This is a genomic window from Pediococcus parvulus, from assembly GCF_964063155.1.
Taxonomy (GTDB): domain Bacteria; phylum Bacillota; class Bacilli; order Lactobacillales; family Lactobacillaceae; genus Pediococcus; species Pediococcus parvulus.
The window spans coordinates 1,642,227-1,664,601 of the sequence record NZ_OZ061292.1; the positions used below are offsets into that span (position 1 = coordinate 1,642,227).

The 22,375-nt window shown below is 38.5% G+C and carries 20 protein-coding genes; 6 read left to right on the forward strand and 14 right to left on the reverse strand.

The genetic code is table 11. The features are described from left to right. Positions 1-43: 43 nt before the first annotated feature. Positions 44-901 (reverse strand): nucleotidyl transferase AbiEii/AbiGii toxin family protein, encoded by an 858-nt coding sequence (locus AB3217_RS08355; protein ID WP_367365972.1) that lies wholly within the window; start codon positions 899-901, stop codon positions 44-46. Beyond that, the gene (locus AB3217_RS08360; RefSeq protein ID WP_068806783.1) at positions 898-1,491 is read right to left on the reverse strand and encodes a type IV toxin-antitoxin system AbiEi family antitoxin domain-containing protein; all 594 of its coding nucleotides are present in this window, start codon (positions 1,489-1,491) and stop codon (positions 898-900) included. The genes AB3217_RS08355 and AB3217_RS08360 overlap by 4 nt, the downstream gene beginning before the upstream one ends. A gap of 689 nt (positions 1,492-2,180) precedes the next feature. Here AB3217_RS08360 and AB3217_RS08365 point away from each other — a divergent pair. Both AB3217_RS08365 and AB3217_RS08370 read left to right on the forward strand, forming a co-directional pair. Next, positions 2,181-2,774 carry an abortive phage infection protein gene (locus AB3217_RS08365; RefSeq protein WP_068806786.1) on the forward strand — a complete coding sequence of 198 codons (594 nt, stop codon included), beginning with the start codon at positions 2,181-2,183 and terminating at the stop codon, positions 2,772-2,774. A gap of 107 nt (positions 2,775-2,881) precedes the next feature. Continuing rightward, on the forward strand, positions 2,882-3,535 hold the full coding sequence (locus AB3217_RS08370) for a nucleotidyl transferase AbiEii/AbiGii toxin family protein (protein WP_232310807.1): 654 nt from the start codon (positions 2,882-2,884) through the stop codon (positions 3,533-3,535). A gap of 247 nt (positions 3,536-3,782) precedes the next feature. On the opposite strand, the gene AB3217_RS08375 is transcribed toward AB3217_RS08370, so the two are convergent. The 4 genes from AB3217_RS08375 to helD form a co-directional block, all read right to left on the reverse strand. Continuing rightward, positions 3,783-4,727, reverse strand: a complete 945-nt coding sequence (locus tag AB3217_RS08375; protein WP_367365973.1) for a hypothetical protein — start codon at positions 4,725-4,727, stop codon at positions 3,783-3,785. Between the two features lie 208 nt (positions 4,728-4,935). Next, complete coding sequence (gene guaA, locus AB3217_RS08380; protein ID WP_367365974.1) at positions 4,936-6,489, reverse strand: glutamine-hydrolyzing GMP synthase; 1,554 nt, start codon at positions 6,487-6,489, stop codon at positions 4,936-4,938. A gap of 256 nt (positions 6,490-6,745) precedes the next feature. Next, on the reverse strand, positions 6,746-7,672 hold the full coding sequence (gene coaA, locus AB3217_RS08385; protein ID WP_367365975.1) for a type I pantothenate kinase: 927 nt from the start codon (positions 7,670-7,672) through the stop codon (positions 6,746-6,748). 21 nt (positions 7,673-7,693) lie between these two features. After that, complete coding sequence (gene helD / locus AB3217_RS08390) at positions 7,694-9,988, reverse strand: RNA polymerase recycling motor HelD (RefSeq protein ID WP_367365976.1); 2,295 nt, start codon at positions 9,986-9,988, stop codon at positions 7,694-7,696. A gap of 280 nt (positions 9,989-10,268) precedes the next feature. Here helD and AB3217_RS08395 point away from each other — a divergent pair, with 280 nt between their 5' ends. The 3 genes from AB3217_RS08395 to AB3217_RS08405 all read left to right on the forward strand — a co-directional run bounded on the left by AB3217_RS08395 (position 10,269) and on the right by AB3217_RS08405 (position 14,636). Then, positions 10,269-12,125, forward strand: a complete 1,857-nt coding sequence (locus AB3217_RS08395) for a cation:proton antiporter (RefSeq protein WP_367365977.1) — start codon at positions 10,269-10,271, stop codon at positions 12,123-12,125. Positions 12,126-12,314: 189 nt separating this feature from the next. Continuing rightward, positions 12,315-12,983 carry a histidine phosphatase family protein gene (locus AB3217_RS08400; protein ID WP_367365978.1) on the forward strand — a complete coding sequence of 223 codons (669 nt, stop codon included), beginning with the start codon at positions 12,315-12,317 and terminating at the stop codon, positions 12,981-12,983. A gap of 18 nt (positions 12,984-13,001) precedes the next feature. Then, a complete protein-coding gene (locus tag AB3217_RS08405) occupies positions 13,002-14,636 on the forward strand; it encodes an APC family permease (protein WP_057784239.1) in 1,635 nt (544 codons plus the stop codon). A 55-nt stretch (positions 14,637-14,691) separates the two neighbouring features. Here AB3217_RS08405 and AB3217_RS08410 read toward each other — a convergent pair whose 3' ends face one another. The 3 genes from AB3217_RS08410 to AB3217_RS08420 form a co-directional block, all read right to left on the reverse strand. After that, a complete protein-coding gene (locus tag AB3217_RS08410) occupies positions 14,692-16,035 on the reverse strand; it encodes a PFL family protein (protein WP_367365979.1) in 1,344 nt (447 codons plus the stop codon). A gap of 15 nt (positions 16,036-16,050) precedes the next feature. Then, complete coding sequence (locus AB3217_RS08415) at positions 16,051-16,320, reverse strand: ACT domain-containing protein (RefSeq protein WP_057784244.1); 270 nt, start codon at positions 16,318-16,320, stop codon at positions 16,051-16,053. A 132-nt stretch (positions 16,321-16,452) separates the two neighbouring features. After that, positions 16,453-16,743, reverse strand: coding sequence for a MerR family transcriptional regulator (locus AB3217_RS08420; protein ID WP_367365980.1), 291 nt, complete (start codon positions 16,741-16,743; stop codon positions 16,453-16,455). A 79-nt stretch (positions 16,744-16,822) separates the two neighbouring features. Here AB3217_RS08420 and AB3217_RS08425 point away from each other — a divergent pair, with 79 nt between their 5' ends. After that, complete coding sequence (locus tag AB3217_RS08425) at positions 16,823-17,389, forward strand: histidine phosphatase family protein (protein WP_260274607.1); 567 nt, start codon at positions 16,823-16,825, stop codon at positions 17,387-17,389. A gap of 58 nt (positions 17,390-17,447) precedes the next feature. Here AB3217_RS08425 and AB3217_RS08430 read toward each other — a convergent pair whose 3' ends face one another. The 5 genes from AB3217_RS08430 to AB3217_RS08450 form a co-directional block, all read right to left on the reverse strand. Next, positions 17,448-18,488 (reverse strand): zinc-dependent alcohol dehydrogenase family protein, encoded by a 1,041-nt coding sequence (locus tag AB3217_RS08430; protein WP_367365981.1) that lies wholly within the window; start codon positions 18,486-18,488, stop codon positions 17,448-17,450. A 434-nt stretch (positions 18,489-18,922) separates the two neighbouring features. Then, positions 18,923-19,333: an ATP-binding cassette domain-containing protein gene (locus AB3217_RS08435; protein ID WP_084254298.1), complete on the reverse strand. Its 411-nt coding sequence runs from the start codon at positions 19,331-19,333 to the stop codon at positions 18,923-18,925. A 44-nt stretch (positions 19,334-19,377) separates the two neighbouring features. Then, positions 19,378-20,613 carry an ABC transporter ATP-binding protein gene (locus AB3217_RS08440; RefSeq protein ID WP_198145826.1) on the reverse strand — a complete coding sequence of 412 codons (1,236 nt, stop codon included), beginning with the start codon at positions 20,611-20,613 and terminating at the stop codon, positions 19,378-19,380. Between the two features lie 106 nt (positions 20,614-20,719). Next, positions 20,720-21,265 carry a hypothetical protein gene (locus AB3217_RS08445; protein WP_157077538.1) on the reverse strand — a complete coding sequence of 182 codons (546 nt, stop codon included), beginning with the start codon at positions 21,263-21,265 and terminating at the stop codon, positions 20,720-20,722. Between the two features lie 286 nt (positions 21,266-21,551). Beyond that, positions 21,552-22,355 carry a Cof-type HAD-IIB family hydrolase gene (locus AB3217_RS08450; RefSeq protein WP_068806853.1) on the reverse strand — a complete coding sequence of 268 codons (804 nt, stop codon included), beginning with the start codon at positions 22,353-22,355 and terminating at the stop codon, positions 21,552-21,554. Between the last annotated feature and the right edge of the window lie 20 nt (positions 22,356-22,375).

A 22,375-nucleotide genomic window follows, 5' to 3' on the forward strand; every position in this document is an offset into this window, starting at 1 on the left:
ATCATATTTTAAAAATTTTGTCAGCAACCACAAATCGTGTTTACTATCCAATTCCAGATTTTTTCGTAAGATCAATTGCCGCATCACAAGTATCCACAAATAAGATTCCTTTTGCATAATTATTCCGTTCCTGATAGGCTTGCCACAATTGACTTAAATTTGAATCGAGCTTGAGAGTATTTATAGTTTTAACATAGTCACCAATTTTAGCACTTGTTCCGCGATTTCCTGAAGTTGCGTAAATGGCTTTTCTAAGTAAATCAAAATCAATAAACTTAACGCTTTGCCGATCAAATAAATACAAATCATAATAGTCCTTCAACCGTGCATTAAAAAACGCACGATTAACAATTGTTTCAAGTTTTTCTGCAACAATCGTTTCTAGGTTATAAGCCATAACTTGAATTGTTCTGTCTTCGAGTAACAGCTTATGGCCATAGATAATTGCACGTTCAGTAATAACATCGCCTGTTGAAATATCAATTTTGACATTGACAACTGACGAATAGACTTTAGCTTTCACATGCATTCGATAGCCACTGTATTCATCATCCTCACGAATATCATCCAATTTAACGATTGTTAGTTGAATAATGTCATTGGGTAATTCTATGGCACAAACGTCTTCAAACACTTTTTTCATAGTTTCTTTAGTAACTGGTAATCCAACAATTGAAGTATCAATATCTCGTGTTGAACGTGTATCCGTTCCGATCAACGACGCAATTAAAAAACCGCCCTTAAGGACAAGGTTATCCCGATATTCCGAATGTGCAATTCGATCTAAAATATCATCTAAAACAACTTCTTGTAAAAGAATTTGCGGACTAATTTTTCTTTGACTGGCCATTTTTCTAATTTTGGCCAAAAATTGCTTTTTATCAGAAAAATCTAACTTCATAGGAGAACCTCCATATATTTTTGAATTTCATCCCTTACTTTAAATATATCCGCATATTCAGTTAATTTGAGGATATTTTTTTTTCGCATTTTCGCGTAATTATTCATCGCCTGTTTGATCGTTTCGACGTCGGATCGATCCCGTGTTCGCAAAATATCACACAAAGTACGCTCGACATCATAAACTTTAACCACATGCTTCACTGGAGTTTCAGTTGTTGTTATGCCAATCTCAAAAAATTCCTTTTTCTGCCGATAAATTTTTATTGGTGCGTCTGTTTTAGTACTATATGCATAAGGCAATGGAAAATTCATTTCATAGATACTTGGCGTGCGGTCAATCATTCCATAAAGGAACAATGCAGTATCCTTAAAAAAAACGCCTTTCGAAAGACGGTATTGTAATGCAGCAATATCGTCACCAAATTCAATCGGATCAATATACACACCTGGTGCCAATCTTTCGAGCTGCCCATGAGCATACATATTTCGAAGTACTCTAGGTGATATTTCCATTGAACTGGCCTCTCTGGATGTAATTTGACCGCCATTTTCATTTAAGTATTTAATAATTTCAGATTGTTGACTCATTCGATTCACCTCAAAAAATCCGTTTTATACTCACATTATAGCATGCTGTGAGTATAAAACGGATAAAATGCTTTATAGTTTCTAAAAATTGTAATATGCTGTCTGAATTCAATTACTGTTAGAAAACAAAAACAGCTTCATGAAATACAATGCTAGAAGCTGCTTTAATATCAATAATTCTTTATTCCCACTCTATACTTCGCCTTAACAGTATCAAGATGAATCAACGTGTTTAAGGCGTTTTTCTAAACAAACATTAGCAATAAAAAACTAAAAAATCAAATGCGATGTGCCATTTTAGTGCCAGTAGTATTGAGGAATCTAAACTTCAAAACCACAGTTACAGGTAGTCCGATGTATATATTGGTCTACCTTTTTTATTTGATCTCAAATTTATTACTAATTAGATACTCCCTTCAACTTTTGATACTGATGACTTATTTCAGTCGGTTCAGTTTCAGACACACTACACAGCACCCTCTCTTCATCAAGAAAAACCTGTTGATTTCCGTCACACCATAACATGACAAGATGATAGCTATTGTCTAATCCAACGAGTAAAAATGAAGTAGGTATTAATAATCAAGCCGAAAAATAGTAAAGTCATATTGAGAGTTGCGAATCACTTCTCTAACCTATATACTATAAATATAGTAAATTATAGTATATAAAGAAGGTGCTTAATAGCAATGGATACTTTAGCCCAACTGGAACATGACTACCCAACGTTCATTTACAAAACTGCTCAACAATATGGCTTATCCAAGGATAAAATCCGTGAATTATCAACTGATGGCACCATTGAAAAAATTGATCGTGGTATTTATGTTTTCCCAGGCTATCTTCTTGATGAGTTTAGTTTGATCAGTCAGAAGTTCTCGCGTGGTGTTTTCTCGTTAGTCAGTGCTTTGATCATTCATGACTTGACTGATGAAATGCCGCTTCATTACGATCTGACCTTCCCTCAAGGTTATCATCCAAGCGCCGCATCATTAAAAAGGTACCATATTAAGGCACGCTATCTATCGAAAAAGCGCTATTTACTTGGTATCGAAACCGGCCAAACCGAAAATGGTGGTACGGTTCAAGTTTATTCTAAGGAACGAACCTTATTAGATGTTTGGGAATCAAAACAAATCCAACCCTACATCAAAAATGATGCGCTTAAAAAGTATCTAGCAAGTTCACCCAGCGCAAAAAGGCTTAAAAATTTAACCGAAGTCAAGGATGAATTATACCCAAATAGTACCCTACTAAAAGTAATGGAGGTCTACCTGCAATGAGTGAAGTTGATTAAGTTCTACCACTGATCAGCAAACGCGCTCGTGAGCTTGGCTACAATATTCAACATTTTCAGAAACTCTTTTTTCTAGAACACTTTTTAAAGCAGATCTCTGAATCTAATTATCGCCGTTACTTTGTTCTCAATGGTGGTTTTGAAATCCAAAGCCTTGTCGGAATTGAAAATAGAATGACCCAAGACCTTGACGCAATCTATGTTGGACCAGCCTTGCAACCAGATAAATTAGCAACCGTTTTGCATGAAGTCTTCGAGCAATCTACCGATTATGTCAATTTTACAATTAAGTCGATTGAACAAAAACAACTTGATGATGATTATCCCGGAATTCGTGTCAACCTGCTGGCACAAATGGAAAAAAGTAAAGTCAGTGTAAAGCTGGATATTTCAAAAGGTAATCCCTATGAGACGATTCCAATCATACTTGATCATCAAAGTATTTTAAACGCCGATGAAAAGTTTCCAATTTATGGCATCCCAGTTGAAAAAATCTTGGCAGACAAGTTATCAGCATTTCTAAATCATGGCATGTTAAATACTCGTGCTAAGGATTTGTTTGATGTTTACTCATTGTCCATTCTCTATCGAACTGACATTGATCTTGTGCTTTTAAAAAAAGAATTTTTCAAAAGTGCGGCGTTTGATCATATCCCAGCCAAAACGATTGAAAATCGCTTAACTGAAATCAGTGCCCTATCCGATTCTGAAAGCTTACACACTTCATGGCAACAGTACCAGCAATAATGTCAATCAGCTACACAACCGTACTAGAAGCACTTTTCAACTTAACGAGAGAAATTGAGAATTAATATACAGAGAAATAAAATTAAAATCTACCTCGCTTTTAAAAAACATCGAAGAGATCCGTTTTATAGGTTCTCAGTATTTGTGCAGTCAGAAATGACTCCAAAAGCAACATACTAACATCACAAAAAGTCCACTGAAGTACTTCATAATTATAGTTTTAATCGATATTTAACGTGAGTATATTCTATTTTGTTGATTCGTCATCGTTTTCCATAATCTGTTGTAGCTCTCTGTAAAAATCCATCTGCTGTTTAAACAGATTATCAAAATTAACCGTGTATTCATTATCATCAATTAAACTGATATAGCTTATTTCGTTACCTTGTACGGTTGCGGATTCTATATCATGGGCTAATGAGTTCCTAAGATTAACCCATGCTTGCTTTGGAACCTTTTCATTGAAAAGTTGCTTAAATAGCCCATTCCGTTTACCAACATTTCCTCGAAGCCTACTATCAATTTCCGTTGATAAAATTTCCTTGCTGAAATTACTAATTGCTGTTTCCTTTGGAATTTTAGAAACAATTGCAGACTTCAGTAAGCTTTCACTAATAATAAATGATGATAGTATTAATGATTTCTTAGTCATAATATCAGAAGTATTACTAACTTTTAATTCTATATCGGACATTGTTTTCTTATAGGTCCCAAATTTAAGGGGGTATTTTCTATAGTTTTCATATTCACTTTCAAGATAGTCATTCTCTAACATGTTATGCCAATACTGTAGCTTTTCTGGTAGTTCATATTCATATTCCGTCCCCGATGGAATTTCAAAATAATCAAAGACAGCAGAAATAATTTCATCTGAATTACTTTCCTTACGTGTTGGAAACTGAATAACCATTTCTGAAATAATATTGCTCTGTGTTGTGATTTCTAATTTATCTAAATCCCAGTCCTCAACAATAGATGTATTCTGAAATACTTCTTGTCTGAGAAACTCAAAATACTCTGATAAATATAATTCCTCACCCCAGGGTAATTTAATGTCAAAATACGATAGCAGATTTTCTTCTTCGTCCTGTCTAAATCTATCCCAATCAACATAATTACCAAATACAAAATCATCGTTCCCAATTTCTAACTCTGGTTCTATATCCCAGTCCTCATAATTAAACTTACTCATAACATTTCCTCCCTCGTACTACACTTTTTTAGCATTTAGTCAAAAAATCGTGGAGATTTTCAATCACTCTTAAGTGACCGAAGACTTCCACGATTCTTGATGGAGTTTTTGGTGGGGAACTTTTTTCAGATTCACCGCCAATTCATCAATTGTATAAACTTACAAATACCGTTAAATCAACATTCCAGTTTCAAGCTTTATATCTAAATTATTCCCACTCAACTGTTGCTGGTGGCTTGCTCGTGATATCGTACACGATGCGATTAACATGATCGACTTCGTTTACGATGCGAACGGAAATCTTTTGCAAGACATCCCAAGGAATGCGGGCAAAGTCTGCCGTCATTCCATCAACTGAGTCCACAGCACGAATGCCAACTGTGTAATCGTAAGTTCGGCCATCGCCCATGACACCGACACTCTTGATGCCTGGTAATACTGTAAAGTATTGCCAAATATCACGGTCTAAACCGGCCTTTTTGATTTCATCACGTAAAATCCAGTCACTATCACGCACAATGTTTAATTTATCTTCAGTAATTTCACCAAGAACCCGAATGCCTAAACCGGGACCTGGGAATGGCTGACGCCAAACTAAATCGGATGGCATCCCTAATTTCTCACCCAAATCACGAGCTTCATCTTTAAACAAAGTCCGTAAGGGTTCAATCAAAGTGAAATGCATATCCTTTGGCAAGCCACCCACGTTATGATGAGACTTAATTGTTTGCGCGGTATCCGTGCCACTTTCAATCACATCAGTGTACAAAGTTCCCTGTGCCAAGAAATCAATACCATCAAGCTTTTGAGCTTCATCATTGAACACTTGAATAAATTCGTTACCAATAATCTTACGTTTCTTTTCAGGATCAGAAACACCGACCAGTTTGTCCATAAAACGTTTTTGAGCGTCAACTTTGACAACGTTCAAGCCGAACTTGCCTTCCAAGCTATCCATCACTTGTTTAGCTTCACCTTTACGCAACAGGCCGTGGTCTACGAAAATACTGGTCAACTGATTGCCAATGGCTTTGTGCAATAACACGCCAACAACACTGGAATCCACGCCACCAGAAAGGCCAAGTAAGACCTTACGATCACCGACTTCTTCACGAATCTTTTTGATTTGTAAATCGATGAAATCATTCATTGACCAGTTGGCACTCGCTTCACAAACATCAAAAGCAAAGTGTTTCAGAATTTCATTGCCATACTGGGTATTGCGAACTTCCGCATGAAACTGGATGCCATAGAATTTCCGTTTAGGATCTTCAATGGAAGCAATGGGACAGTTCTTGCTGGTGGCAACTGAAGTGAAACCATCAGGAACTTGTTTGACTAAATCACCATGACTCATCCAAACGGTTTGGTGACTTGGTAAGCCTTTGAATAAAGGTGTTTGGGCGTCAGTCACATCGATGTCAGCATGACCGTATTCACGGTTGTCGGCTGATTCGACCTTCCCACCAAGGTTGTAAGCCATGAGCTGCATGCCGTAGCAAATTCCAAGAATGGGAATGCCAAGTTTGTAAATTTCAGGATCAACACGAAAAGCGTCGTCATCGTAGACACTGTTAGGGCCACCGGAAAAAATGATCCCTTTGGGGTTGATTTTTCGAATCTCATCCGTGGTGATGTTGTGGGAAAGGAGAACGGAGTAAACGCCAAATTCACGGATCCGGCGTGTGATGAGTTGGTTGTACTGACTTCCGAAATCCAAAACAATGATTTTGTCGAATTGCGACAAATCTAAATTAGCCAAGTTGTTCACCTCATGATTAGAGAGAGTGTCAAAAATAGCGTTTAGCTTCTGAGCATAGCCTAGATACTCGAATGATTCGCTTTTGGAATCGTTTGAGTATCGTAGCTAAGCGGAAGAAGCTGCTATTTTTGGCACGTTTACTCTATAAATTTTTTTAAAAGTTAAGTTACAAAACATCTACGTCAATTCTATCTATAATAAAGCTTAAAGTAAAGCCAGTTTGAAATGTAATTATTCCAAACTGGCTTACTAAACACTAATATTTCCGTAAATAAACGGCATCCATTGCATGATGTTCAACCTTATGCAAAATCAGGTTGGCACGGGAACGTGTTGGAAGGATAAATTCATCCAAATTAGGCAGATCCACACTCTCCCAGACTTTCCTAGCTTCCGCAAAAGCTTTTTGTCGGGGCCATTGCGCAAATTCATAATAGTAGTCCTCTGGATTATGAAATGCGGTATCCAACAAGATTCCGAATCGTTCCAAGAACCATTTTTCAATTAACTCTGGATCCGCATCCACATACACGGACCAATCAAAGAAATCACTGATATAAATGGTTTGATTGGAAGGTAACTGTAAGACATTAATCCCTTCAACAATCAAGATATCTGGATTATCCACCGTTTCAAACTCGCCGGGGACAATATCGTAGCTTTGATGCGAGTATAGTGGAACCTGAATTCTGGCCTGGCCATTTTTGACAGTGCCCATAAAATCTAAGAGGCTCGGCATATCGTAACTTTCTGGAAAACCTTTGCGATCCAGAATTCCTCGTTTTTCCAATTCAGCATTAGGAAACAAAAAACCATCGGTGGTAATTAACTGAGAATGTAATTTCGGAAAGAAATTAGTCAGCAACACTTGAAGCAAACGCGCCGTCGTACTTTTACCAACGGCCACGCTTCCAGAAATGCCAATCACAAATGGTACGCGTTTTTCAGGCAAATCCAAAAAATCGGTTTTCGTAGCTTGCCACGCTTGAAAGCTTCTGAATTTCTTAATTAACAAGTGAACTAATGGCACGTAAATATCCTGCACATCCTGTAAAGAAATGCGGTCATTTAACGCCTTGATTGCCTTCAGTTGCTGACTTGATAAAGGTAATTTTGCTTCAGGAGCTAATTTTTTCCAATCATCTTTTAAAAATCGATAGTAACTTTGATCTTCTTCTACCATTTTTATTTCCTCAATGACTCATTATTCCAAGATATACAGTTTGGCACCCACCCGGTCCAACAAACGTGACATCTTTTCAGTTGCCACAATTGTTAAACGATGCATTGCTCGAGAACAAATGGTGTACAGCAACTGCCGTTCATCTTCATCATGGTAAGTGGCGTCAGATGCATCCCAAACAATCACTGCATCAAACTCAAGTCCTTTAGCTAAGAAAGATGGCACGACGACAATTCCTTCAGCTAAACGTTGATTTTCAGTTCGAATTAACGTCACTTTTTCGCCAGCTTCACGCAAGCCGTTAGTAATCTCTTCACATGCAGCTACTGATTTGCCAATAATAGCAGTTGATTCGCCGTCTTTTTCGTTTTGACGGAGTTGGTGTTGCACACGGTTAATTGCGTCCCTTGCCTTCGATTTTACGCTAACTACTGGCAACTCACCTTCCCGTTGAAAGGCTTCAATTGCCTCACCGTTTGTCAAAATTTCTTTAGTGAAGTCTGTAATTTGTTGTGTTGAACGGTAAGACTTCTCAAGTTGAATCACACGGGTCTTATCCTTATCAAACATTGTGGAAAGTTCTGCCAGCAAGGTCGTTGTATTTTCATTACTGTAAATTGACTGGTTCAAATCCCCTAACAACGTGAACTTAGCTCGTGGATAGTTGAACTTCAAGTAAGCCAACTGGAAGGCTGTGTAATCTTGAATTTCATCAATAAACACGTAACGCATATCCCGTTCACCCTTTTTACCCACAATTAAATCATACAAATAGAGGTAAGCTGAAGTGTTATTCAGGGAGATGGCATGTTTCTTCAGGCCTTCAATCGTTTCATCTACATAGGTCCGCCAATCGGATGCCGTTAAACCAAACTTATCTAAACGCACTAAATGAGGAACGCTGCGCAAAAAGAGCACGTATTGCGCATTAATATTGAGAAAACGATTGTGCACAATTGCGTTACGAACTGGTTGAAGTGCTTGGATAACTAATTTCCGGGCCAAGAATTTAAACTCTTTATCACTATCATCAAACTCTCGTGGCTCGCCACCATACAGTTTTTCCAGATCTTCATGATTTAGGGATTGAACAGCTTGTTCCGCCCATTTAGAACGAACTTCACCGCCAATTCGATGATTCAAAGATTTCAATAAAGTTTCTTTGGTCGCATCTAAACGGTTTCCTAAATGGTAGTTTTCATTAAAACTGTAGTAAATATCATGTAATTTATCTTGATCTGCAAATGGCTTTTCTCTAAACATGAGGTTACGGAACTTCATGTCCGCTGTTTCCAAATGTTTGCCATATTTAGTGACCGCATTAAAGTAAACCAGGCTGTTTTCTAGACGGCGAATCTTCTTGGAAACTGGATCTGTTCGGCCTTCAAAACGTTGTTGCAACGTTTCTACTTCCATGTTCGGGATACGGCGTTTTGTAAATTGATAATAAGTCATCTGAACCATATTATGTTCGCCAAGTTCAGGTAGCACTTGATCGACATAGTCATTAAAAATTTGGTTTGGTGAAAACATAATGACCTGGCTAGCGTTCAAATTGCCTCGGTAGCGGTAAAGTAAGTAGGCTACCCGTTGCAAAATAGCCGCTGTTTTACCAGATCCGGCAGCTCCCTGCACAAATAACAGATCAGAATGTGTATCACGAATAATTTGATTTTGTTCTTTTTGAATTGTGGAAACAATACTTTTCATCTTGGTATCAGAAGAGTTGCCCAACGCATTTAACAACATTTGATCGCCGATAGTTTCATCGGTATCAAAAATCGTGACGACTTTCCCATTTTCAAGAGTAAATTGCCGTTTTAATTTGACGTTCACTTCTTGTGTACCATCTGGTGTTTCATAGGACACATTGCCTAGTTTGCCGTCATAGTACACACTTGAAATTGGCGCTCGCCAATCATAAATCAAAAAATGTTCAGGCGTATCTGAAAATGATCCGAGACCAATATAAATGGTTTCGTCGCTTTTTTCGCCCTCTTCATGAAAATCAATGCGGGCAAAATAAGGACGCTTTTCTAAACGTTTCAAAACATCTAATTGCTGACTCGCATGGCGCCAACTATTTTGACGTTCTGACAACAATTGCTGTTGTTGGCGCACAGAAATCGCCGTATCCATCATTCCAGAATACGTACTGGTATTCATTCGAACTTCATTACTAAAGTTTTTATCAATCGCTTTGGAGTCAGTCTCCGCTGTGGTCACATCTTTGGTAGCCTTTTGAATGGCCTGTTGGATCTTGGCAATTACTTCGTCCAGATGTGCCTGTTCGTACTTTTGAATTGAATCTGTCATGAAACCCCTCCAAATTACTTGTTGTGACGATAAGTGACACAAAAATTGGAAACTTCATGCGCGCAATTTTGCCGCAAAAAAATCTAATAAATTAAGTAAACATGATACCACTCTTTTGCCTACAACTCAATCAATCTACTTCCTATATAATAAGTCAATTATCAGCCACCCTATTAAATTACTCAGAATGTTAGTGTGGAAATCGTCAAAAATATTGTTTGTCGAAATAACTTGTGCTATCCTGACTCCAATCATTATGTTCGGATGGAGGAACTTTACCATGAATCAAGTTTCGTTACTCATTATGCTATTTGCCGCCTTAATTACCCCAATGTTAATGGCGCGGTTTAAAATCACCTTCTTACCTACCGCGGTTGTGGAAATTATTATTGGCATCGTCTTAGGCCCCAGTTTGTTAAACGTGGTCCACACTACCGGAATTTTAAACCAATTATCTGATATCGGCGTGATCATTTTACTATTTTTAAGTGGTATGGAAATTAATTTCGATTTATTTAAAAAATCCCCAACTGAGCTTTCACCACTCGCACAAAAAAATGCGGCCCAAAATTCACGCTGGTCGCCAATTCTGTTGTCCACACTTGCCTACTTAACCATTATCGGCATTTCATTAGGTCTCGCTGGTATTTTTAAATGGACAAATCTTTTTTCTGACTTTTGGCTGGCAGCCATTTTATTTGCGACCATCTCGCTTGGCATTGTCATCGCGACTTTGAAAGAAAATGAATTGCTGAGTAAAGCTTTCGGACAAACGGTGCTTCTCATCGCTGTGTTAGGCGAAGTGATTCCCATGTTAGGGTTAACCTTCTACGCCTCGTTTTTTGGTGACAGCAGTAAAAGTCTCTGGTTGTTACTTTTAATTATTGTCGTGGCCGTATTTTTGCTACGGCGTTTCAAATTCTTTTTCAACTTTTTCGAACAAATTAATAAATCCACGACCCAGCTTGATATTCGGCTAGCCTTTTTCCTCATCGTAGCCATGGTCACTGTCGCTTCTTCAGTGGGTGCTGAAAACATTTTGGGTGCCTTCATTGCTGGCATTATTCTCAAGTTGTTACGCCCAAGTGAAAACACAAAAGATAAACTAGATTCGATCGGCTACGGATTTTTTATCCCGATCTTTTTCATGATGAGTGGCATCGGGTTGAACCTACGCACTTTGCTAAGTGATCCTCAAGCTTTGACGTTGATTCCCTTATTCTTTCTTGCTTACATCATTGCCAAACTTGCGATCTATCCAATTTTGAAATTACGGTTTAAAAATATGAACGCCGTTGCCGGAACGAGTTTGTCGACAGCCACCATTACGATGGTTGTGGCAATTTTGCAAGTAGCCAAAAACATGCACACCATCAACGCTCATCAGTCCGGCGCCTTTCTGTTAGCCGCCGTTTTGACATGTATCGTTTCACCATTAATTTTTAGTAAGACCTATAAACCTGAGCCGGAAGATCTCAAAAAACAGATCGTTCACTTCATTGGGACCAATATTTTCACAGTGCCAGTTGCCCAGCAACTCACTCAGGGTTGGTACGATATTCAAATGTACACAGATAATGAAAAGAATTTTCGAACCTATAACAGTGAAATTAACGCGCACCTATTGGCAAGTTTAGATGCTGAAGAACTTATTAAACAAGGGGTATTTGATACTGACATTTTAGTGGTTGGCCATTTCCGTGCGCAAGAAAACTACGAAATTGCCAAAGCCGCAAAAGCTTATGGGATTCGGCGCGTCATTGTGCGCTTTGAAGATCGCAACTTGTTAAGCGAACACGAAAAACAGCTTCGTGACCTCGGCATTGAAATCTACAACACGCCAGAAGTCAACATTGCCATGCTCCGCGGTTTAATCGAAACACCATCGACCATGCTGCTTTTGAATGAAACAGAAAATGCCATTTTTGAAGTTCAAGTCCGAAATCGAAAATATACGGGAATGGAAATCAAGAATCTATCGTTTATCAATAAAATTACCATCAGTCAGATTTTTCGTAATCGTCACCTAATTCGGCCAGTCGGTTCAACCCAACTTGAGCTAAATGATCGCCTTATTTTTACTGGCAATAAGAATGATACCGAAGAAATTCGGCGTGAATTGGGAAAAATGAATTAATTCTCGTTACCAATAAGACAGTTTTCAGAGTTCTAGCTGAAAGTTGTCTTATTTTTTGTAAGCGATGTCTTACAGCTATAGCATGATTCTTATTAAATCAGCTCATATTAAACACAAAAAAAGGCTATAACTACAGTCATGGCCTGTGATACAATAGCTTTCGGACATAAACGAGAAAGGAGAATAGATATGAAAACAGTCGAAGTTTATTTTGTGCGTCATGGTCAAACTTTTTTCAACCGGTATAACCGGATGCAAGGTTGGTCTGATTCGCCATTAACTGAACAAGGTTGGCAGGATGCTAAAGTAACAGGTCAGCGTTTGGCAAACATTCCATTCACTGCTGCTTACTCGAGCGACACCACGCGAGCATTTAACACCGCCAACACAATTGTCCATAGTAATAAATCTCCCGGACTCACTGTAAAACAATTACCAGAGTTTCGAGAAGAATTCTATGGTTATTTTGAAGGCGCTGATTCTGCGCAAACGTGGTTCCAAGTTCTGAAACCAATTAGCAAGGCCCGCAACTTTCACGATTTTTTGATGAATCACGATATTAGTGAATCTAAAAATGCTGTGAAAGCTGCCGATCCCTTCCACGACGCTGAGGATCATCAAGATTTTTGGAAACGATTGGATAAGGGCTTTAATTATTTAAAGACTCACAGTCAGGATCAAGATAAGATTTTGGTCGTCTCTCATGGCACAACCATTCGCAGCATTGTGGCTCGCTATGCACCAGACATGGATATTACAACCAGTCCCAGCAACGGTAGCGTCACAAAATTAACCATTAAGGATTCTCAAATTTCTGTTGATTATTATTTTAATCAGATAGAAAAAATAATTAATTAAAAATAGGAGAATTTAAAAATGAAAAACTCGCCCCTAGACACAAATAAGCACTTCATCAGCTGGCCAGTGGTGGCCCTGATGGATTTCGTGACCGTTATCGGTTTCGATGATTTAATTTACAACTTCCATAATCAAGGTTTGGCAATCGTCACAACTTGGATTATCATGTTACTTCTGTTCGTTTGGCCTTACGAAATGATGGTTGGCCAGCTGGGTTCCGCCTTTCAAAACGAAGGCGGTGGCTTATCTTCATGGATTCGCTCCACGAATGGTGATCTTGCCGGCTACATGGTCGCCTTTCTCTACTGGATTGCCGGTTTACCTTACGTAGTCGATGTTGCCAACTCTGTGGTGGTTTCCATCAGTTGGTTAGTCAAAGGCAACGGTGATTTAAACAAGTACATGTCAACATTTATGTTTGCCATTTTCACTGCAATTATTTTCCTTGGCTTCATCTGGTTCCAGCATTTATTCAAAAATAAGTCCTTGGAAATTATGAGTACTATCGGTGGTGGTGCAATGTTTGTCATGACAATCTTGTTCGTCTTGATGACGGTTGGCGCTTTGATTCATGGCCGTCATATCGAAACCCAGCCCTTCAATTTAGGCGCCTTTATCCCTAAAATTAATGGTCATTTTCTTTCCACGTTTGGCTTATTGATTTTTGCCATTAACGGTGCTGAATTGGCAGGACCTTACGTCAAACAAATGAAACACGGTAATCGTGATTTTCCAAAGGCCATGATGATGTTGTTGATTATGACTGGGTTCCTCACCGTGTTTGGATCCTTCTCATTAGGTGTCTTCTTCAATGCCCATCATTTACCCTATGATTTGAAGATGAATGGCTCTTACTACGCCTTCCAAGCCCTTGGAAAACAATTTGGCATGGGCAACGTTTTGATGTACATCTTTGCGGTGGCACAATTTATTTATATGTGTGCTCAGTTAGCCGTAATTTTGGACGCTAGCACACGAATCTTTATTTCTAATGTTTCCAAGAAATACTTGCCAAAACGCATTACGAAACTCAACGATGACGGCCTACCAATCAATGGTTACTGGTTGACCACTGCTATCGTTTCACTAGTTTTGTTCTTGAGTAACTGGCTTCCAAGTATCAACGACATGTTCAACTGGTTATTAAATATTAACGGAATTGTTTCGCCATTTGTCACAAGTTTTGTATTCTATGCCTTCATGCGCATTCGTGCTAAAAGTAAGGATTATCCTTCAGAATACCGCTTTATCAAAAACGATAAATTTGCTTGGTTAGTGGGTCTCTGGTGTTTAATTATCACCTTGGTCTTCTCCGTAATGGGAATTCGACCAACCGATGCCACTCCCGGAACTGTTTTATATACAAAAGAATTAACGTTAAACATTGTGATTCCAATTATCTTTATTGCCCTTTCAGCCGTTTTGCCTTACATGGCTAAAATTGGCCGTGAACACCTTGCTAAACAAGCTTGGTTGTCCACACCTTTGGCTTTGATCGTGTTTGTCATCATTGGCTTTTTCTTAGCCCAACATTTGACCAACGCCGGCATCGCCATTTCAATCCTTTGCTGGGCACTAAACGTGGTTTTGTTTATCATTGTTTATCAAATCGTGTTCAAACTAATTACCCGTAATCATTCAGTGAACGATTAAAGCTATTTGTTTATAACGCAAAAAGACACCTTTAAGGGTGTCTTTTTTGCGTACGCTAGTTTTTAAATGAATGAATTGGTGCTGGAATATGACCTCCACGCGCAATGAAATCTGCAGATGAAGCCGTATTAACTGGCATTACTGGTGAATTACCAAGCAAACCGCCAAACTCCACGTTGTCACCAACTTTGGCACCGACTGCAGGAATTACCCGAACTGCCGTAGTTTTATTATTAATCATACCAATTGCAGCTTCATCTGCAATCATGGCAGCAATCGTCGAAGCTGGCGTGTCACCTGGAATGGCAATCATGTCCAAGCCTACTGAACAAACGGCTGTCATTGCTTCTAGTTTTTCTAAATTCAACGCACCACTGGTAGCTGCGACGATCATCCCTTCATCTTCGGACACGGGGATAAAGGCTCCAGACAATCCACCAACTTGATTACAAGCCATGACGCCACCTTTTTTTACAGCATCATTTAACATTGCTAACGCAGCGGTAGTGCCATGAGTTCCAACAGTTTCCACCCCAATTTCTTCCAAAATTCGGGCAACAGAATCACCGACTTTTGGTGTTGGTGCCAATGATAAATCAACAATGCCAAACGGTACACCTAGTCGATCTGAAGCGATGTGCCCAACTAATTGGCCGACACGCGTAATTTTAAAGGCGGTCTTTTTGATTGTTTCTGCCACCACGTCAAAAGGTTCTCCTTTGACTTTTTCCAATGCTCGTTTGACCACTCCTGGTCCGCTAACTCCCACATTGATCACCACATCTGCTTCACCAACGCCGTGAAAAGCCCCCGCCATAAAGGGATTATCTTCAACTGCATTCGCGAACACGACTAATTTGGCTGGCGCTAAAGGCGACAACGCTGCAGCAGCTTTGACCGCCTCTCCCATATCTCGAACCGCATCCATGTTGATACCAGATTTGCTAGACCCGACATTAACCGAGCCACAGACAAATTCCGTTTTTCTTAAAGCTTCCGGAATGGAGTGGATTAAAATCTCGTCTCCTTTTTGATAGCCCTTTTGAACTAAAGCTGAAAATCCGCCAATAAAGTTAGCGCCAACTTTTTTAGCCGCCCGATCAAGAGCTTGAGCAAATGGTAGGTAGTTTGTTGCATTGGTGGCTGCACCAATAATACTGATTGGTGTGACCGCAATACGTTTGTGAATAATGGGCACACCATATTCAGCTTCAATTTCGTTGGCAACTGAAACTAAATTGGCAGCTTTTGTGGTAATTTTTTTGTAAATTTTGTTGCAGGCCTGTTCAATATCCGGATCAATACAATCCAATAAAGAGATGCCCATCGTAATCGTCCGAATATCCAAGTTTTCTTCGTCGATCATTCGTGTTGTTTCAAGTATTTGGTTAGTTTCCAAATTACGGCACCTCCATTAAATTTTGTACATTGCGTCGAAAATTTCTTCACGTTGAATCCGAATCTGCACACCTAATTGTTGACCCAATTTACTTAACTGGTTACGAACCGATTCAAAATCCATCTTTGTCGCCGGCAACTCACATACCAGCATCATCGTGAAATTTCCTTCCATGATAGTTTGACTCATATCAACAATATTAAACTTTAATTCTGCCAAAGCTTGGCTAACACCCGCCACAATTCCAACTCTATCTTGTCCAACCACGGTTAATACTGCACGCATAAAAAGGCCACCTTTTATATTTGATATGATTTATTTTAATTGATTAGTTGCCAAATTGACATTTTTATAAATAGCGTTACATCAAAGCTTTAACGTCTTCAATTTTAATTTTTAAATGCTTCATCGACTGCTTTAATTGCTTACTTTTTCTTCAGATTGAACCAATTGATCTTGGAGAATAGTTAATCTTTCGGCTACTGTTGCATCCCCCTGCTGATAAATTGCCAAAAAATGTTTAATCTGGCCCAGGGTCATCCCACATGCCTTCACGCATAAAATAAAATCAATGCGATCAAGATCAGTCGCTTCAAATTCACGAATGCCGTTCACACGTTTGACAGGTCCTAACAGCCCTTCACGTTCATAATAGCGAATCGTGGTTGTCGAAATATTAAATTGCTGTGCCACTGCATCAATTTTCAATTTTTTCACCTCTTGACTTGAAGTATACTTCAAGTAGTAGAATTTACAATAACGAAAACAATTAGGGAGGATAATGATGATGAAAACTTTGTACTTGGTCAGGCATGGTGAAACTTTATTCAATATCCAAAATAAAATTCAAGGTTGGTGTGATTCACCTTTAACTGAAAATGGTGTGGCACAGGCCAAAAAACTAGGTGATTTTTTTAAAAATATTTCCTTAGATCATGCTTATAGTTCCACTTCAGAACGGTGCTGTGATACGACCGAACTTATTTTGCAAAATCGGCTTGGGTATCAGCGCGTGAAAGCTCTCAAAGAACAGAACTATGGCGTTTTTGAAGGTGAACCAGAATATTTGAGCCCTAAAGCACCAAAAGATTTTGAAACCTTTTTCCTTCCCTATGGCGGTGAATCTTCAAATGAAGTTGGTCAACGCATGCTGAAGTGTCTCACCAAAATTATGGCTAAGCCAGACAATAACCAAGTATTAGCTGTGTCGCATAGCGGGGCGTGTTTCAACTTCCTACGTATGCTACAAGATCCAACTGAAGAACTTGCAAAGGGCTTCCCAAATGGTGCAATCTTTGTTTACCATTTTGACCAAGGCAAGTTTCAATTGGCTAAGGTTATTCGCGAATTTTAAAACAAACGCAAAAAAAATCATCCCTACTCTCACAATGAGAATAAGGATGATTTTTCATTTAACCTTCGCTAATAACCAATAAAGACTTGATTGCAGTCCGTTTGTCCATTGCTTCATAAGCATCTTGAATATGGTCTAAATCAAAGCGCTTTGTGAACACTTTGCCAGGATTAATCTTGCCGCTTAAAACAGCATCCAACAAAATATTTTTATCATCTGTTGTGACAGAGGCAATCCCACCACGTAAACCAATGTTACGCCAGAACAGATTATTCGTATTCATTTCAGCTTTTTGAGGGACACCAACCCGGCCAACAACAGCTCCCGGGCGGCCAACCTTAACGGCTGTATCAACTGATTGTTCTGTACCCACGCACTCAAGAACGGCGTCAGCACCACTGCCAGTTAATTCCATTACCCTTTTGACAGCTTCATCACCACGTTCTGGGATGATGTCGGTTGCACCAAATTCACGCGCTAATTTTTGACGATCCTCATGACGGCTCATCGCAATAATGCGTTTTGCCCCGCGCAGCTTAGCGGAAATTACGCCACATAAACCAACCGCACCATCGCCCATGACGACTACTGTGTCGCCTTCTTTAACTTCGGCACTGGCAGCGGCATGATAACCAGTTGCCACGACATCAGCCAAAGTTAAAAGTGAGTTTAATTGTTCATCTGAATAATCAGCAGGTTTGCCAGGAATTTTAACTAATCCCCAGTTGGCATTGGTGTAACGTAAATATTCGCCTTGATAGCCGCCATTACCACCAGCTTCTTGATTCAAACAGTCCCCATCAAATCCAGCTAAACATGCGGCACAATGACCACAACCATGGGTAAATGGTACAACTACGAAATCGCCGGCTTTAATATCAGAAACATCTGCGCCAACTTCTTCAACTACCCCAATGGCTTCATGACCAACTAAAGAATTAGCTTCCCGTTTGGAAATACCACGGTACCACCATAAATCAGAACCACAAACACAAGCGCGGACAATTTTAATTAAGGCATCGGATGGCTTTTCAATTTTTGGTTTATCAACCTCATGAACTTCCATTTTGCCAGGTTCCATAAATACTGCTGCTTTCAAAGAATCCATCTCCTAAATATTTTTTTAATTATTACTCAACATCATAAGCATAAACCTTGGAGTGCACTTCAAGGCAAGTTAATTTTATTTTTTTTCTTTGCTTTAAATCAAGAACTTGGTCAAAACCTCCGTGAATCAGGAAAACATCTCATGATTTCAGAAAAATCTTATAAAAGTAACTATTTTTTCGTTTCAAGAAAATGATTAAATAGAATTTCAATATCAAAGCCACCGTGATTGAAAAATTGAAAAAAATAAACAAATAGAAGAGCACAATATACTCTTCTATACATCACATAATTCACTTTATAAAAATAAAAAATCAATACGTGTTCTTAATAAAATCACTTGTGAACCACGGGCCACTTGCTATTTTTTCTCACACCAGTATTTTAACCTACATTATCTATTACCATTTTTTCACCGCTATTAAATTAATCTTTCTGAAACGATTTGGCTTGTAAGTTATATAAGTCAGCATAATACTTATTTTCTTCCATTAGCTCACTATGTGGTGCAAACCCAACAATTTTTCCGTTTTTCAATACTAATACTTTATCTGCTAATTTTACTGCCGACATTCGATGAGTTATAAAAAAAACAGTTTTATTTTCTGTCATTTTAATAAAGCTTTTATAAATTTCGAACTCACTACGCGGATCTAGCGAAGCAGTCGGCTCATCTAAAATTAGAATATTTGAATTTGCCATAAAAGCTCGTGAAATTGCTACTTTTTGCCACTGGCCACCTGACAGATCAATCCCACCATCAAATTGTTTTCCTAACATAGTGTTTAAATTGAATTTTTTATTAACATATGCTTCAAAGAAACCACCATTTTTCATTGCGTTAACAATTTTTTGCTTATCATCAACTAGTTCAGGATTCCCTAACCCAATAGACTGACCAATTGGTAAATAAAATTTTGAATAGTCTTGAAAAACTGCACCAATTTTTTTCTATATGCGCTAATATTTAATTTAGTAATAACCATATTATTTAAAGTGATTTTGCCTTGCTGCGGATCATAAAAACGCATAAGCAATTTCACTAAAGTTGATTTTCCAGACCCGTTTTCTCCAACAATCGCAATTCTTTCTCCGCCATGAACATTAAAAGAAACATCCTTCAGGGCATCGATTCTTTGTCCAGGATAGCGAAACGAGACTCCCTCATAAGTGATCGTTTGCACCTCATCAGGAAATGGCAACTTACCAGAATAGTCACTAGCTTCTTTGACATGCATAAAGTCAAAGTACTTTTGCATATATAAAAGCGTGTCATACAATAGACTTGAATTTTCAATGAATGCATAAACACTACTTGAAGTTGCTGTTAATGTCGACACAAAAATCAAAAAGCCACCCGCGGATACTTGTCCTCGCCGAATAACCGTAACCATCCAAATCAAACTGGCAATACTCAAAATCACACTAATGGCCAAAAAAGCGAGTGAAATCCACATTTGCTTCATTCGAACTTTTTTCATCTTAGCATGCATGCCCTTGTAAACTGATTTATAAGCATTAATGAAAAAATCAAACATTCCAAATAGCCGGACCTCTTTGGCATCTTTATTCGTTAGTAATGCCTCACTATAGTACTGAATTTTACGAGCATCGGGGCTACGGGTCACCATCGTTTCAAAAGAGTCTTGTTGAATATGATAGATGACTAAACTTTGCGGAATTATTGCTAAAAGTAAGATGATCGCAATCCAAAAATTGTACCTAGCAAGCAGAGCCATCATCGAAATAACGGTAATCAATTCACGTAACATGCTGATGCCAAAAACAATCAAGTTAACTGGACGCCAAGAGGCCTCTGAACTAACCAATTGAAGATTGTCATAGAAATCTGCATTTTCAAATAAATTTAATCCATTAATTGATTTTGATTTCTGCATGAGCTGCATGTTAACAAAAGCAATTAATTTATCAGTTAAAATGCCTTGTAGCGAAGTATTGATTGGAATTGCTGCTGAAGAAATGAAAAAGATTATCCCCCACCAAATAACAAGACTACCAGACACCCCGCCATGCAATAATTCATCCAGCATCAGTTGTGCGATTTTAATCAAGACCGCAGGTGCCAACGCTTGTATGGGAACTAAAAAGAGTAGCACAGAACTGCTACCCCTAGAAGATTTCCAAAATAAACTAAAACTACGAACATACAATGAAATATAATTTTTAAAATTAGTCAGAGCTTTCAAATAACCACCTACCATCCTATTTCCAATTAACAGGTGACACCCACTCACTATACAGGGAGTCAATCTCTTCATCATTTAATGCTGCTCTAGAAACTACTTGATATTTTTCCCTCATTACCAAATTATTATTAAATCGAAGATCCAATTTAGTGAAAGGTGCTACACTCGCAATCTGAAACTCTCTACCTTGTTCGTCATACTCCATAATTTCGAAAGGATCGTTTAACGCGTAATAACGATCCGTCACTGGATCAATATTCTCAGTTAATGAAACGCAGCTAGTACGGTACTTACCTCCATCCACGATTGTATCTGCTCTTAGAGTGTCCATGTAAACTTTTCCATAGAAAATTGGTACTTCTCCTTCAATTCTTTGTTGAATTGAAAAGGTCGTATTTGTTCCCAAACGATAAATGATACCCCTATGTGAACGTATTTCCATATGTCCATTATTAGTTCTAATTTCATGATTTAGCCCAATAAGTGTTCCAGCCGTCATATTTGAACTATCTCCAGAAGTTGCTAAGGACTCGATACTATCGTCAGACGCATATGTAGCCACAAAGCTACAGCTCTTCGGTAAATTGGATTGCTTTTCCAATTGATACTCATGCGCGTCAAATATCTACTTCTTTTCGCTTAAAAATACATCCATACAAAAACTTCCCCAAAAGTTTGATTCCAATTAAGGTCTAATTTGTTTTTAATCTTAGTTAAAGCATATTGTAATCAAATTTTAATCGAAGTCAACACTTTTAATGAAAAATTTTTGTTTTCTTTGAGTTAGTTTCAACACCTTTACTACGAAGGCCGTTGATGGCTTTAAAATGTATCTGGCAAAATTTAAATTACTCTTCCTTTACAAAATAGCTTGTCAAAAAATCTGCCACACCATCATGATTGTTATCCAAATCGGTTTCTCGGTTAGCCGTTCGTTTGGCTTCAGCAGTCCCATTTGCCATCGCCACGCCAACTCCAGCACTGGCGAGCATTTCCAAATCATTTTGGGCATCCCCAAAAGTCATCAAATTATCACGTGTCCAGCCAAAATGTTTCAACAATACATCTAATGCCGACCCCTTATCAATCCCCGGTTTTAAGAATTCTAAAATCATGGGTTGAGAACGGACAATATGAAATTCTTTAGTTAGTTGTTCCGGCATATTTGCCACAATCTGGTCCAAAACGCCAGGATCTGTGCAAATTACTGCCTTACTATAGGAAGCATCTGGCATTTTTGCAAACGGAATGTGCAAGAAATGCATATTTCCTCCTAACCGCTTTTCATAACCTGATAAAGGCAAATCATTAATTGGATACACGCCGTTAAAATCTAGAATATCTAATGGATACTGATGCGCAGCACAAAATTCGTGCAAATACGCAAAATGATCCCGTTTCATACCATCGGACATCAATGGTTTCTTATCCACATTGTGAATAACTAGGGAGCCGTTGAAATTAACGGAATAATCATTTTCATCCATTAACCCCAGTTGCGTCAGCCAATCCCAAATGGCGTTAATTGGCCGTCCAGTACACAGCACGATGGCTTTTCCCTGTTTGTGTAATTGCTTCAAAGCTTTGGTATTTGTTTCACTAATTTTCTTCTCTGAATTCAGTAAGGTGTTGTCCAAATCCAGTGCAATCATCTTAATCAATCTAAACTACC

Excerpts from the sequence above, each read along its gene's own strand:
- AB3217_RS08355 (WP_367365972.1), bottom strand. The coding sequence starts at position 901 with ATGAAGTTAGATTTTTCTGATAAAAAGCAATTTTTGGCCAAAATTAGA.
- AB3217_RS08360 (WP_068806783.1), bottom strand. The coding sequence starts at position 1,491 with ATGAGTCAACAATCTGAAATTATTAAATACTTAAATGAAAATGGCGGT.
- AB3217_RS08365 (WP_068806786.1), top strand. The coding sequence starts at position 2,181 with ATGGATACTTTAGCCCAACTGGAACATGACTACCCAACGTTCATTTAC.
- AB3217_RS08375 (WP_367365973.1), bottom strand. The coding sequence starts at position 4,727 with ATGAGTAAGTTTAATTATGAGGACTGGGATATAGAACCAGAGTTAGAA.
- coaA (WP_367365975.1), bottom strand. The coding sequence starts at position 7,672 with ATGGTAGAAGAAGATCAAAGTTACTATCGATTTTTAAAAGATGATTGG.
- helD (WP_367365976.1), bottom strand. The coding sequence starts at position 9,988 with ATGACAGATTCAATTCAAAAGTACGAACAGGCACATCTGGACGAAGTA.
- AB3217_RS08395 (WP_367365977.1), top strand. The coding sequence starts at position 10,269 with ATGAATCAAGTTTCGTTACTCATTATGCTATTTGCCGCCTTAATTACC.
- AB3217_RS08400 (WP_367365978.1), top strand. The coding sequence starts at position 12,315 with ATGAAAACAGTCGAAGTTTATTTTGTGCGTCATGGTCAAACTTTTTTC.
- AB3217_RS08405 (WP_057784239.1), top strand. The coding sequence starts at position 13,002 with ATGAAAAACTCGCCCCTAGACACAAATAAGCACTTCATCAGCTGGCCA.
- AB3217_RS08415 (WP_057784244.1), bottom strand. The coding sequence starts at position 16,320 with ATGCGTGCAGTATTAACCGTGGTTGGACAAGATAGAGTTGGAATTGTG.
- AB3217_RS08425 (WP_260274607.1), top strand. The coding sequence starts at position 16,823 with ATGAAAACTTTGTACTTGGTCAGGCATGGTGAAACTTTATTCAATATC.
- AB3217_RS08435 (WP_084254298.1), bottom strand. The coding sequence starts at position 19,333 with ATGAAAAATGGTGGTTTCTTTGAAGCATATGTTAATAAAAAATTCAAT.
- AB3217_RS08450 (WP_068806853.1), bottom strand. The coding sequence starts at position 22,355 with ATGATTGCACTGGATTTGGACAACACCTTACTGAATTCAGAGAAGAAA.